The 14796-nt window shown below is 30.2% G+C and carries 13 protein-coding genes; all 13 read right to left on the bottom strand.

Translation table 11 applies throughout. From position 1 onward, the window contains the following. Positions 1 to 5: 5 nt before the first annotated feature. Entirely contained in the window at positions 6 to 2213 is a 2208-nt protein-coding gene (priA, locus tag I4V51_RS13110; protein ID WP_195988883.1) for a primosomal protein N', read from the bottom strand. Between the two features lie 121 nt (positions 2214 to 2334). Next, positions 2335 to 3525 (bottom strand): bifunctional phosphopantothenoylcysteine decarboxylase/phosphopantothenate--cysteine ligase CoaBC, encoded by a 1191-nt coding sequence (coaBC, locus tag I4V51_RS13105; protein ID WP_195988882.1) that lies wholly within the window; start codon positions 3523 to 3525, stop codon positions 2335 to 2337. 2 nt (positions 3526 to 3527) lie between these two features. Next, positions 3528 to 3746, bottom strand: coding sequence for a DNA-directed RNA polymerase subunit omega (rpoZ, locus tag I4V51_RS13100; protein ID WP_195988881.1), 219 nt, complete (start codon positions 3744 to 3746; stop codon positions 3528 to 3530). Continuing rightward, the gene (gene gmk / locus I4V51_RS13095; RefSeq protein ID WP_195988880.1) at positions 3727 to 4362 is read right to left on the bottom strand and encodes a guanylate kinase; all 636 of its coding nucleotides are present in this window, start codon (positions 4360 to 4362) and stop codon (positions 3727 to 3729) included. Before gmk ends, rpoZ begins: the two co-directional genes overlap by 20 nt. Continuing rightward, positions 4362 to 4631 carry a DUF370 domain-containing protein gene (locus tag I4V51_RS13090; protein WP_008678315.1) on the bottom strand — a complete coding sequence of 90 codons (270 nt, stop codon included), beginning with the start codon at positions 4629 to 4631 and terminating at the stop codon, positions 4362 to 4364. The genes gmk and I4V51_RS13090 overlap by 1 nt, the downstream gene beginning before the upstream one ends. A 13-nt stretch (positions 4632 to 4644) precedes the next feature. Further along, the gene (locus I4V51_RS13085; protein WP_195988879.1) at positions 4645 to 5526 is read right to left on the bottom strand and encodes a YicC/YloC family endoribonuclease; all 882 of its coding nucleotides are present in this window, start codon (positions 5524 to 5526) and stop codon (positions 4645 to 4647) included. A gap of 228 nt (positions 5527 to 5754) precedes the next feature. Then, positions 5755 to 7119 carry an NCS2 family permease gene (locus I4V51_RS13080; protein WP_195988878.1) on the bottom strand — a complete coding sequence of 455 codons (1365 nt, stop codon included), beginning with the start codon at positions 7117 to 7119 and terminating at the stop codon, positions 5755 to 5757. Positions 7120 to 7413: 294 nt separating this feature from the next. Next, a complete protein-coding gene (locus I4V51_RS13075) occupies positions 7414 to 8382 on the bottom strand; it encodes an asparaginase (RefSeq protein ID WP_195988877.1) in 969 nt (322 codons plus the stop codon). Positions 8383 to 8577: 195 nt separating this feature from the next. After that, positions 8578 to 8982, bottom strand: a complete 405-nt coding sequence (locus I4V51_RS13070) for a PBECR2 nuclease fold domain-containing protein (RefSeq protein ID WP_195988876.1) — start codon at positions 8980 to 8982, stop codon at positions 8578 to 8580. Positions 8983 to 9153: 171 nt separating this feature from the next. Beyond that, on the bottom strand, positions 9154 to 10632 hold the full coding sequence (gene spoIVA / locus I4V51_RS13065; protein WP_195988875.1) for a stage IV sporulation protein A: 1479 nt from the start codon (positions 10630 to 10632) through the stop codon (positions 9154 to 9156). Positions 10633 to 10933: 301 nt separating this feature from the next. Further along, a complete protein-coding gene (locus I4V51_RS13060; RefSeq protein ID WP_195988874.1) occupies positions 10934 to 11926 on the bottom strand; it encodes an NAD(P)H-dependent glycerol-3-phosphate dehydrogenase in 993 nt (330 codons plus the stop codon). 2 nt (positions 11927 to 11928) lie between these two features. Further along, a complete protein-coding gene (gene der / locus I4V51_RS13055; protein WP_195988873.1) occupies positions 11929 to 13248 on the bottom strand; it encodes a ribosome biogenesis GTPase Der in 1320 nt (439 codons plus the stop codon). Further along, on the bottom strand, positions 13248 to 14585 hold the full coding sequence (locus tag I4V51_RS13050) for a DUF512 domain-containing protein (protein ID WP_195988872.1): 1338 nt from the start codon (positions 14583 to 14585) through the stop codon (positions 13248 to 13250). Before I4V51_RS13050 ends, der begins: the two co-directional genes overlap by 1 nt. Positions 14586 to 14796: the final 211 nt, after the last annotated feature.

Genomic DNA, 14796 nt, shown 5'->3' with positions numbered 1-14796 from the left:
TCCTCCTAGAATAAATTATTTGGGTTTATATCCATACTTATTCGTATATCATTATATACGTTCTTGTTCTCATCATAAAGTAGTTCTTTAATTTTTTTAGCAAATTCCGAATTAAATTCACCTTTTATCACAATTTGCCATCTATAATTTTCTTTAACCTTAGCTACCAAGCATGGTATTGGTCCTAAAATATCAACATCTACTTCCTTTTCAACTAATGGTTTTATCACATTAGATATTTTATGCATAAAGTTCTTTAATAAATCCTCTTTTTTTGATATAGCATTTATTAATAATATTTTTCCAAAAGGAGGATATTTCATTAATGCTCTAACCGTAAATTCTTTTTCATAAAATCCTTCATAGTCATAATTAACAGCATATTCTAAACTATAATGCTCTGGTGTATATGTTTGTATTACTACTTTACCTTGTTTTTCTCCTCGGCCTGCTCTTCCTGCTACTTGAGTAATTATTTGAAAAGTCCTCTCTGCCGCCCTATAATCTGGTATGTTTATAGACATATCCGCTGCCAAAACCCCTACAAGAGTGACATTTTTAAAATCCAGTCCCTTAGATATCATTTGAGTTCCTATAAGAATATCAGCCTTTCCTTCTTTAAAAGTATTATAAATATTTTCATAGGAATCCTTTGACCTTGTAGTATCAACATCCATTCTTAATACTCTTGCATCTTTAAAATACTTCTTTACTTCCTCTTCAACTCTTTGAGTTCCTGCCCCAAAGAATTTAACATATTTACTATCACATTTAGGACATTTTTGAGGAGCTCTTTTAGTTTTTCCGCAATAATGGCAAACTAGTAGTCCACTTCTGTGATAAGTCATAGAAATATCACATTCTTCACATTTAAATACATATCCACAACTTCTACAGGATACAAAAGTAGAAAACCCTCTTCTATTTAAAAACAAAATTATCTGTTCCCCATTAGAAAGCTTTTCTTGAATTTCCCTAAAAAGTGGTCTACTAAATAGAGATATGTTTCCACTTCTTAACTCATTCCTCATATCAACAACCTCCATAGGCGGCATATCTTTGCCATCTACCCTTGAATTTAATTCTAATAAATCCAATTCGCCTATTAAGGCTCTATAATAACTTTCTATAGTAGGTGTAGCCGACCCTAATACAACTCTACAGCCTTTTTGCTCACTTAAGAACTCTGCAACCTCTTTAGTTTGGTATTTAGGATTCTGATCTGATTTATAAGTATTCTCATGCTCTTCATCAATTATAATAAGTCCTAAATTCTTTACTGGTAAAAAAATTGCACTTCTTGCTCCTACAACAAGCTTTGCTTTTCCTTCCTTTACTCTAAACCATTCATCAAATCTTTCTCCATCTGATAACTTACTATGAAATAAAGCTACATTTTTCCCAAATCTACCTTTAAATCTTTCAATCATTTGAGGAGTTAATGAAATTTCCGGAACTAAAACAATAGCTGATTGATTTTTTTCTAAAACTTCTTCAACCATTCTCATATATACTTCTGTTTTTCCTGAACCGGTAACACCTTTAAGTAAAAACAAACTATTCCGTGAGCTATTATATTCATCAAGAACATATTTTTGTTCTATTGTTAGCTTTTTTTCATAATCCACGTTATAAGCTCTATTATTATATCTAAAAACAGTTTCCTCTTCTACTGCAAGTAAACCTTTCTCAATTAATTTATTTAATTTATACTGAGAAATAGAATTATTATTAATAAGTTCACTCTTTGTATATTTACCAGAATTATCTTTTAAAAAATTAATAATGTCTATATATCCATCTGGCTTTTGGATATCTCTTAAATCGTCATTTTTAAATACTATAACATTTTTACTTTTACTTTTAGCACCTTTCATAATTCCAACAGGTATAAGTAATCTAAATGCATCAATATATTTACATAGATATTTTTCCCTTAAAAAATTAATAAGAGCAATATCATCTAAATCTATAACCGGGTCATCTGTTATTATAGTTGAAATTTTCTTAACCCTAAAACTTATGTCAACTTCATCTTCCCGCTTTATTGCTAATACAAATCCCTCTAAAGTTTTATTACCCATTCCAAAGGGTACTTTTACTATTTGACCTATTTGAACCTTTTCTTGAAGCTCCAATGGAATCTTATATGTAAAAGGTCTATCAATTTCTAATGCTTCTGAATTCAATATTATTTCAGCATATAAATTCAATTTATCACCCTCACTCTTCATTAATTGCTACGTATATCCGCTCACAATTAAATTTAAACTCATAAGAGTTCATTGAATAATTACATTCTATTAACATTATTGTATATAAAGAAAAGCGCAATTAGCGCTTTTCTAAAATCATGTCAAATATATTACTTGCAACCTCTTTTTTGCTCATTTTATCTAGCTCTAGCTTTTCATTATTTTTTGAAAGAATAACTACTTTGTTGTCCTCACTACCAAAGCCAGTATCAGAAGCAGTAATATCATTTGCAACTATAAAATCCAAGTTCTTGTTTTTTAGTTTCTTATCTGCATTCTTTAAAACATCATTGCTTTCTGCTGCAAATCCAACTAAAATTTGGTGAGTTTTCATATCTCCTAAAGATTTTAATATATCACTATCTCTAGTTAAGCAAAGATTTAAATCTCCCTCACCTTTTTTGATTTTTTCTTCGCTATATTCCTTAGGCTTATAATCAGCCACTGCAGCTGACTTAATAACTATATCAGCCCATTCAAAATTACTATGAATTGCATTTTTCATTTCTTCATTAGTTTTTATGTTTATTACTCTTACGTTTTTTGGAGGATTTAAATTTGTAGGTCCTGAAACTAAAACAACTTCTGCACCCCTATCTCTAGCTTCTTCAGCTATAGCATAACCCATTTTTCCTGTTGATCTATTAGTTATATATCTTACAGGATCAATAGGAGCAATAGTTGGTCCAGCGCTTATAAGAACCTTTTTCCCCTTTAAGTCTTGTTCTTTATCATTTAACTCTGTTAATACTCTTTCTACAATTGTATTAACATCTGCAAGTTTTCCAACTCCAATATCTCCACAAGCTAATCTTCCACTAGCTGGTTCAATAAAATCATATCCATAACTCTTTAACTTTTCTATGTTCCCTTGAACTATTTTATTTTGATACATATGCGTATTCATAGCTGGTGCAAATATTACCTTAGCCTTTGATGCTGCCATTATAGTTGTTGATAGCATATCATCTGATATACCATTTGCAACTTTACCTATTATATTTGCAGTAGCTGGTGCAATTAACATTAAATCAGCTTTTTGAGCTAATGAAATATGTTGGATTTCCCAAGCCTTAGGTTCTGCAAACATATCAGTAACAACCATGTTCTGACTAATAGATTGGAATGTTAAAGGATTTACAAACTTTGTTGCACTTTCAGTCATAATAACATGAACTTCTATATCCTTTTTTCTTAAAGCACTAATTACATCCAATGCCTTATAAACAGCAATTCCTCCAGCAACTCCGATAACAACACATTTACTCATGACTATTTTATTCCTTCATTACTTTTGTGATAACTAACTAATCCTTCGTTAACTTCATTGATTGCTATTGTTAATGGTTTTTTTGAAGGATTTAAAGTTAATGGTTCATTCCCATCTATTATTTCTCTTGCTCTTCTTGATGTCACTATAACTAGCGAATATCTGTCTTCTACCTTATTTAATAAGTCCACCACTGATGGATTAATCATAGAGTTGTTCATGAATTAAGCCCTCCTTAGAATCTAATATTGTATCTTTTATTCTATCTACTCTACATTTTTCTGCAGCAATTATTCCTTCTATTTTAATAACTGCTGTATCAACTTCATCATTAACTACTGCATAATTATATTTAGAAACATAATTTATTTCTTGATATGCATTTTTAAATCTTGTCATTAATGATTCTTCTGTTTCACTACCTCTTTTAATTATTCTTTGTTTTAATTCTTCCATTGATGGAGGTAGTATAAATATAAATACTCCTTCTCCAAAGTTTTCTTTAACCTTTAAAGCACCTTGAATATCTATTTCTAAAATGACATTCTTACCTTCAGCTAACATTTCTTCTACCTTGAACTTTGGAGTTCCATACATATTCCCATGTACTTCAGCATACTCTAAGAAATCATTGCTTTCTACTTTGGAAATAAAATCTTCCTTTGTTAAAAAGTGATAGTTTACTCCATCTACTTCTCCAGCTCTTGGACTTCTTGTGGTTGCAGAAACAGAAATAAACAAATCATCGTGCTTTTCTAAAAGCGCTTTGCATATTGTTCCTTTTCCTGCACCTGAAGGACCTGAAATTACAATTAATAATCCTTTAGTATTCTGCATTATTCATCAACCTCATCTACAGCTTCATCTTTAGCTACTAATCTATGTGCAACAGTTTCTGGTTGAACTGCTGATAATATAACATGATCACTATCAGTAATTATTACAGCTCTAGTTCTTCTTCCATAAGTTGCATCAATAAGCATCCCTCTATCTCTAGCTTCTTGGATAATTCTTTTAATCGGCGCTGATTCTGGACTAACTATTGCAACAAGTCTATTAGCTGATACTATATTACCAAAACCAATGTTTATCAATTTTATTCCCATTGCTCTCCTCCTATTATTCTATATTTTGCACTTGTTCTCTTATCTTCTCAAGTATATTTTTTATATCAATAACTATATTAGTCATTTGGATATCACTAGATTTTGAACCTATAGTATTAGTTTCCCTATTCATTTCTTGAACTATAAAATCAAGTTTTCTACCAACTGGTTCATTTAAATTTAAGGTTTCTCTAACTTGATTAATATGACTTCTAAGTCTTATTATTTCTTCATCAACAGTTGCTTTATCAGCTAACATACAAACTTCCATAGCAACTCTATTTTCATCTATATCAACATTTCCTAATAACTCTTTTAGTCTTTCCTCAAGCTTTATTTTAAACGCTTTTGGTATAGTATCTGCAAACTCTTCAACTTTTGAAACTAATTGCTCTATAACAGAAATCTTAGATAAAATATCTTCTTTTAATTTATTACCCTCAACCTCTCTCATTGCAACCATCATATCTAAAGAATCTTTTATAAGAGGTTTAATTTCTTCCCAAATTTCTTCTATTTTATCTTCTTCTTCAACTACACTAATTACTTCTGGGAATCTTGCAATTTGCATTACTGAAACATCATTTTTTATACCTAACTTTTCTTCTATTTCTTTAAGACAATCAAAATATCCTTTAGCTAAATTAATATCAACCCTTGGAACTCCACTACCGTCATTGTAATTCTTTAAATTGATAAATACATCAACTTTTCCTCTATTTAGGGAATTACTTATCATTTTTCTAATTTCTTCTTCCAGAGAAATTAAAGTTTTAGGCATTCTAATATTTACATCTAAATATCTACTATTTACGCTTTTCATTTCAACAGTAAAAAATCTTTTCTTTCCTTCTTCACTGCTACTTCTGCCAAAGCTAGTCATGCTCCTTATCATATTATTCTCCTTACCTTCTATAATTTATTTAACTAATTTATGTACTTATATAATTAAATTATTTATTATCTTTTTGATATAACTTAGTTTATATCCTATACTCAATTAATGTCAATGGTTTGTTAACAAATTGTTCACATTTTATTTTTTATCTATACTCCTATACAATATTATCAATAAAAAAGCGAGTAGAAAAAGTTTTAAACTTTTTCTACCCATTTTATTATTTTATAAGAATATTAATTTTAATATAAATATTACTGCTAAAACATACATTACCCAAGAAACCTTTATTTTCTCATCCTTCTTACTAAATAAGCTATATAATAAATTAATTATGACATATGATAATATTCCAAGAGTCAAACCATCACCAATACTATAAGTTAAAGGCATAGCTGCAATAGTTAAAAAGGCTGGTACTCCCTCTGTTATATTATCAAAGTGTATTTCCTTAACTGCCCCAAGCATTAAATAACCAACGTAAATCAAAGCAGGTGCAGTTGCACATCCTGGTATAGCTATAAAAATTGGTGAAAAGAACATAGCAATCAAAAATAATACTCCAGTTGTTATAGCTGTAAATCCAGTTCTTCCTCCAGCAGCAACACCTGTCGAACTTTCAACATAAGTTGTAACTGTAGATACACCTAATAATGATCCTGCTGTTGTTCCTACGGCATCAACTAAAAGGGCTCTTCCTGCATTAGGAACATTCCCTTTCTCATCAAGCATTTTCGCCTTAGAACAAACACCTACCAAAGTCCCTACTGTATCAAAGAAATCTACAAATAAGAAAGTAAATACTACTGTAATAAACATTTTTATATTTTCAGCACTAAAGGCATGTACTAAATCAACTTTTCCTGCAATTTCTCCAATACCTTCAAACTTAAATATTCCTGTTGGTAAATAAATTCCTAAATTTGCTGCTGCTTCACTATCAATCAAAGCAAATATCCAACCTATAATAGCAGAAACTAATATTCCCCAAAGAATAGCTCCTCTTATTCCTTTTTTATCTAAAACAGCAATAATTATAAGTCCTATAATTGTTATTATTACAGCTGGAGTAAATGTTCCTAAAGAAACCATTGTTGATTCATTAGCAACAACCAATCCAGAGTTAACCATTCCAATGAAAGCTATAAATAATCCTATACCACCAGTTACTGCTAACTTCATATTTTTAGGAATAGCATTTACAACAGCTTCTCTAACTTTAAATAAGGATAAAAGAATAAATATAATACCTTCAACAAATACTGCAGTTAAAGCAACTTGCCATGAAATCCCCATTTGTCCTACAACAGTATACGCAAAATATGCATTTAATCCCATTCCAGATGCTAATGCAAATGGTAAATTAGCAAATACTCCCATAAGTATACACGCAATTGCCGCAGCTAAACACGTTGCTGTAACTAAAGCTCCTGCAGGCATACCTGTAGATGATAGAATATTTGGGTTAACTGCAATAATATAAGCCATAGTTAAAAATGTCGTTAATCCTGCCAGCATTTCTTTTTTCATATCAACTTTTTTGTTAGAAAAGATCGGCAATAACTTTTCTTTGTTAGTTAAAGCTTTCATAAAAAAATCCCCCTTTTTTTATTTATATATTTAAGTTTAAGAATAAGATAAAATTACTTTACTTCATCTTATTTCAAAGAACTTACAATAAAAAAACTGCAATGTGTTATTAAGACAACACCTTACAGTAATATTTTTATTTAAACTCATAGTCATAACTTTAATGTCCTAATGGGAAACTAATAAATCATCATTAGAATACGGCTATCTTATATTAAATTATAATCCATAATTTCCCAAAAGTCAATAATTTCACGAATATTACACCTTTATACTTATGTAATATTCGCATTACTAAAATTGATTCTTTATTTCATCCTTATCTATTGTACTATTTATTGCTAATGTTAATTTTATTCTTGCTTTTTGCCCTGGTAAAGTATCTCCAAAAATTACTCCTAAATCCTTAAGCATTTTTCCTCCACCTTCATAACCATAAGATTCATACACTCTTCCTTCAAAGCATCTAGAAACTACTACTACAGGTATTGATTTATCTAAAGCAGACTTTATTCCTTCAACCATCTTAGGTGGAACATTTCCTCTTCCTAAAGCTTCAATAACAATTCCTCCATATCCCTTTTCTATTACGAAATCAATAAATGAAGAATCCATATCCGCTACACATTTTATTAATGCAACATCCTTTTTTATTTCACTAACATCATACTTTTCAGTATTTTTAGTTTCTCTATAAAACATAACTTTATTGTTATCTACTATTCCAATTGGTCCAAAATTAGGAGTTCTAAATGCATTTAATGCCATAGAATTTGCTTTTGTAACTTCTGATGCAGAATTTAACTCACCATTAAAACAAACAAGTACACCTCTCTTCTTTGCATCCTCTGAAATAGCTGTACAAATTGATGCTGCTAAATTTGATGGTCCATCATATCCTAATTCTGATCCACTTCTCATAGCTCCAGTAATTACAACAGGCTTTTCACTTTTTATAGTTAAATCTAAAAGATATGCAGTTTCTTCTAAAGTATCAGTTCCGTGGGTAATTACAACACCATCAATATCATTTCTATCTAAAAGTTCTTTTGTAAACTTGCTTAATTCTAACATAGTTTTAAAAGTCATATGCGGTGATGGCATACTTGAAAAACTATAAGATTCAATTTCTGCAAATTCTTCTATTCCTGTAACCATTGACATTATCTCTTCTCCAGTCAAACTTGGAACAGCAGCCTTTATTCTTTCATCTACTTTCATTGATATTGTTCCACCATTAAATACTACAGCTATTTTTTTCATCTTCATCCTCCAGTTTTTTATACTATTTATCCATTATAAAAATATTTTTTCAGCTCTGATTATCGGCAGGTCGACATTCCCTGCATCTCTGGTTACTGAAAATTTCAGCGCATGAGGAGCCATTTCTCACCTCAATAATCAACTTAATTATACAATTACATATTATACATTTTGACTAAAGTTATATCAAATAAATTATTTAATCCTTTTAATATCAATTAATTTCCCACTATAAATCTTATTTTCTATCTTCTTATCCGTTATCGGATACATAGTTGTTACATAGATATACTCATTTTTTTCATCTACTTCAACTCCTAAAAGCAAATTAGTATAAACTCTCTTAATAAATTCTACAGCAGTCTGTCCCCCTTCATTTTTATAAATACCAATATAGTCCGGTTCTTCTAATATTTTTTTCATCCACTCAAGAATGCTATCTCTAGTCTTTTTATTTAGTTGCCTACCATGTCTCTTTATAATATGCTTTAACACTCCTGGGGATGCATATATTACTCCAGTAAACTCTATACCTAACTCATTGGCTATCTTTTGCCTTAAATATCCTACTCTTTTATAGGTACAAAATCTGCTCTCCATACTATCCCTCTTCACTATAATATATTAAGCATAATACTATCTGCTTAATATATTCTATTCTAATAGCAATCTAGTCTACACTAAAATATATAAAAAATTTATATTTTTACATATTTATAACAAAAAAAATAATCTACTACCAAATTCCTTTAGTAGTAGATTACATTTATGTTATAGAATTATACAAATCAATCCGCCATTTCCCTCGTTGATAATCTTTTGAAGAGTTTTTTGAATTTTAACTTGAACATCTTCTGGCATCTTATATAACTTATTTTGTAAACCTTCTTTGACTAATACCTCTAAAGATTTACCAAACATATTACTTTGCCATAATGATGCTGGATCTTTATCAAATTGATCCATAAGAGCATTAACTAACTCTTCGCTTTCCTTCTCTGATCCCATTATTGGACTAATTTCAGTTTTAATATCTGCTTTAATAAAATGTAATGATGGAGCGCTAGCTTTTAATTTTACACCAAACTTAGTTCCTTGTTTAACTATTTCAGGCTCTTCAAACTTCATTTCACTTAATTGAGGAGCAACAAGTCCATATCCAGTTTCCCTAACATCAACTAAAGCATCTTTAATTTTATCATATTCACGTTTTGCAATATTTAAATCTTTTACAAGAGCTATTAAATCGCTCTCGCTTTCAATTTCAACATCGCAATTTTCACTAAGTACTTTGTAAAAAATAGTTTCACTTGGTTTAAGTAATATTCTTGCAGTACCCTCACCAAGATTTATTTCACTTAAATCTGATGCACTTAAATTCTCATTTTCCTTGGCATCACTAAACGCTGGTTTTATGTCTCTTATTTTATCTACACTTTGACACATTCCCTTAACAATCTTAAAGAACTCTTTTTTTAACCAATGTTCTGGATTTAAGTTTTCAACCCAAACAGGCATGTCTATATTTATTTCTTTTACAGGGAATTCCTTAAGTACATGCTTAAATAACTTCTCAATATCCTTTTCAGTCATATTATAAACATCCATAACCTGAACTTCTACATCATATTTTTTCTCAAGTTCATCCTTTAATGCATCTGTTTCAGGAGAGTTTATGTTTTTTGTATTAAGTACAACTATGAAAGGTTTATTAATTGCCTTAAGCTCCTCTACTACCCTTTCTTCAGCTTCTAAGTATTCTTCTCTGTCTATACCTGTAATACTACCATCAGTAGTTACTAAAAGCCCAACAGTTGAATGATCTGTTATAACTTTTCTTGTCCCTATTTCAGCAGCATCTTCAAATGGTATTTCATATTCATACCATGGAGTATTAACCATTTTAGGTTCTTCGTCTTCTAAATATCCCAAAGCCCCTTTAACTATATACCCCACACAATCTACCATTCTAACCTTTAATTTAATATCCTCATCAATAGTTATTTCTACAGCTTCATTTGGAACAAATTTAGGCTCTGTAGTATGAATCGTTTTTCCTGATCCACTTTGTGGTAATTCATCCTTAGCTCTTTCTTTTTTATAAGCATTATCAATCTTTGGTATAACCATTAGGTCCATAAATTTTTTAATAAATGTAGACTTTCCAGTTCTAACTGGTCCAACAACACCTAAGTATATGTCACCTTGAGTCCTTTCTGCAATATCCTTATATATATTGAAATCGCCCATAAGTACACCCTCCTATTTATTTTTAACACTATATATATATTCTTAATCAAAAAAAAGTATACTATTTTTTTAAGTTTATTCCTCTAAATCAAAATTTATTTTTTTCGGAACTTAGTATTAACGTTAACCCTCTTTTTTTTAAATCTCTATATAGTTAACAATATGTAGTAACATATCTATTTATGATGTACTTTTAAATTTTATTTTTACATAATAGAATATTATTTTTTCTTATACTCCTAACACAACTTAAAATATATTATAAAAAAGCGAAGTCACATAATTGCAACTTCGCTTTTCACTAGTAATTTTCAGCTTTTTTATCTCTTTCCAATAATTCTTTAACCATTTGTTTTGCATCTTTATCTTCAAAAAGAACTTTATAAAGAGCATCAGTTATTGGCATTTCAACATCTAATTTTTCTTTTAAGTTATAGAATGCATGGCAAGCTTTTATTCCTTCAACAACCATACCTACTTCTTCTACAGCTTCTTCCCTAGACTTCCCTGTTCCTATTAAGTATCCAGCTCTTCTATTTCTTGAATGCATACTAGTACAAGTAACTATTAAATCTCCCATACCAGTAAGCCCTAAAAATGTTTCAATTTTCCCACCAAGCTTAGTACCTATTCTAACAATTTCAGCCATACCTCTAGTCATAAGTGCAGCCTTAGTATTATCACCATATCCTAATCCATCACATACTCCTGCTGCAAGAGCTATAATATTTTTTACAGCTCCCCCAATCTCTACTCCAACTAAATCATCATTAGTATATACTCTAAATGTTTTAGTCATAAATAAATCCTGAACATCTTCTGCAGCCTTCATATTTTTTGATGAAGTAAGAACTGTTGTTGGAATATTAAATGCTACTTCTTCAGCATGACTTGGTCCTGATAAAACTACCACTGGATTATCTACTTCTTCTTCAATAACCTCTACTAATGTTTTGTTAGTTCCTTCTTCTATTCCTTTTGCAATACATATAACAGGAACATCTTTTTTTACTAAGCCTTTAATACTCTTAGATGCACTTCTAATTACATGAGATGGAACAGCTAATACAACATAATCACAGTCTGTAATAGCCTCCTCTAAGCTATTATAAGCCGTAACATTTTTAGGCACATCTAATCCTTTAATAAACTTATCATTTCTTCTGTTTATATTAATATCATCTACAACGGTATTATCTCTATCATATATGGATACTTTATTTCCTTTGTGTGCTAATAAAATAGCTAAGGAAATCCCAAAACTTCCTCCGCCTAAAAAAGTTACCTTACTCATAATTAACTATCCTTTCTCTCCCTATATTCTATTTGTATTCCAGTTCCACTGAAATCAAAATTATCTCTTAATTGATTTTCTAAATATCTTTCATATGAGAAATGTCTTGCATTCATATCATTAACAAAGAACACAAACTTTGGTGGTTTAGTAGCCACTTGAGTAGCATAGTATATCTTTAATCTCTTTAATGCAACTATTGGTGGTTCTTTCATTAATATAGCCTTGCTAATAACATCATTTAATACACCAGTACCAACTCTCTTATCGTAGTTATCATAACATTCTTTAGCAACTTCTAACACTCTATGTGCTCTTTGCCCAGTTAATGCTGATATAAATAAGAACTTAGCATATTTGATAAACTTAAGTTTACTTTGTAAATCTTTTTTGTAGTTATCCATTGTCTTATCATCTTTTTCAATAAGATCCCATTTGTTTACAATAACCATTATAGCCTTATTTAATTCATGTGCAAATCCAATTATTTTTTCATCTTGCTCTGTTACACCTTCAGTTGCATCTATCATTAATATACAAACATCAGCTCTTTCAACAGCTGCAAGAGTTCTTATAACTGAATATCTTTCAATTTCTTCTTTAACCTTACTTTTTCTTCTAAGACCTGCAGTATCAATTAAAGTAAACTTTCCAAGTTCATTTTCAATTCTACTATCTATTGCATCTCTTGTTGTACCTGCAATATCTGATACTATTAATCTATCTTCACCTAGTAATCTATTAATTAATGAAGATTTACCTACATTAGGTTTCCCTATCATAGCAATTTTTATGTCTTCTTCCTCTTCATCTTTTCCAGAAATAGTATCGAAATGAGAAACTACCATATCAAGCATATCTCCAAGGCCTTTACCTTGACCTGCTGATACAGCAACTGGGTCACCTATACCTAAGTTATAGAATTCCCAAGCATTTTCCTCATCTTTTAAGTTGTCAATTTTATTAACAACAAGAACTACTGGTTTCTTAGATTTTCTAAGCATTGTAGCAACTTCATTATCAGCTGCTGTCATTCCTTCTTTTCCATCAACTACAAACATAATAACATCAGCAGTTTCTATTGCGATGTTTGCTTGTCTTCTCATTTGTTTAACTATTATGTCTTGATTTTCTGGTTCTATACCACCAGTATCAATCATTGTAAAAGTATGATTAAGCCATTCAGCTTCAGCATATACTCTATCTCTTGTTACACCTGGTGTATCTTGAACTATTGAAATTCTTTTTCCTGCTAATTTATTGAATAATGTAGATTTACCTACATTTGGTCTTCCAACTATAGCTACTATTGGTTTTGCCATTATTTTTCTTCCTCCTGACACACATCATTTATGATGCTTACTATATCTTCTCCTGTATGGTCACATACAAGAACTTTAACACCTAATTCTCTTTCTATATCATCTATCTTTGTATCATCTAACATAATATATTCTGCCGGACCTAACTCGTATCCTTTTCTAAACATATTATTAGACATAATTAAGTACTCGCTATTAATCTTTCCTTTCAATTGTCCTATAATATCTCTTCCAGTAAGAAGACCTGCAACAGTTATTGTCTCACCAAAGAAATGATTTATAATTTTATATGTATCTATTTTAATATTAGGGTTAACTTCCATTAACTTTTTCATTCCACTGCTTACTTCTTCAAAAGCTAGCTTCCCTGTTGGAACAGAAAAAGTTCCTTTTATGTCTTTATCTAAATCTTGAGCAGTATAATTTATAGATTCTCTAAAACATCTAATCATTCCAATTCCATCTTCTATCTGCTCATATCCGTTATAAAAGCTCTCTTCAGGCACATCTATACCTGATACTAAATAAAACTCATCAGAAAATCTTACAAATGGATCATTTATTTCTTCCATAAATCTCTTTTGGAATTCCATAACCATTTCTAATTCTTTTCTTGCTGTTTCATTAGTAAATGTCTTTACTTGAACTAATCCTTCTCTATACTTAGTAACTCCTATAGGAACTACTGCAATATTAGCTACTGATGGATATAGTTCATATAAATCAATTATAGTTCTTTTTAATTCTTCTCCATTATTAACTTCTGGTATAAGAACTATTTGACAGTGCATTTCTATTCCTGCCTGTGCAAGTCTCTTCATTCTTTCATATACTGCTCCCGCAAATCTATTACCAAGCATTTTTACTCTTAAATCAGGATTTGTTGTATGTACTGAAATATTTATAGGACTTATTCTATATCTTATAATTCTTTCTATATCCTCATCCTTCATATTTGTTAAAGTAACAAAATTACCTTGAAGGAAAGAAAGACGTGAATCATCATCCTTAAAATAAAGGGTTTCTCTCATTCCCTTTGGATTTTGATCTATAAAGCAAAACATACATTTGTTGCTGCATCTTTTTGCCTTATCCATAATACCGCCACCAAATTCAAGGCCAAGTTCCTCTCCATAGTCTTTCTCTATTTCATAGTCCCAAACCTCACCATTTGGTTTTTGTATTTCTAATACTATTTCTTCATCATTTGTTAAAAACCTGTAGTCTATAATATCAACTATCTTTTCTCCATTTACTGATAATAAAATATCATTTACTTCAATGCCGACTTCTTCAGCAATACTATCAGGCATTACACTTGTTATTACATTCTTCATAATGTCCACTCCTATAATTACCTATCATCTCTATGATATATTAACCTAATAATTTTATTCAGTCAACTAACAGTTAAGGTAATTTATTAAATTAAATTACTAAAAACTTATTTAATATTTCAAAAAAATATTAAAATCAGGACCACCCGTAAAACGGGTGGTTTGCTCTACGCCTATAAGGCTCTGTTACTGGCCGTGCTACTCGCACGTC

It is taken from the genome of Clostridium sp. D53t1_180928_C8 (assembly GCF_015667795.1).
In the GTDB taxonomy this organism is placed as follows: Bacteria; Bacillota; Clostridia; order Clostridiales; family Clostridiaceae; genus Clostridium.
Note: the sequence above shows the minus strand (reverse complement) of the source record. Positions and strands in the feature narration are given on the sequence as shown.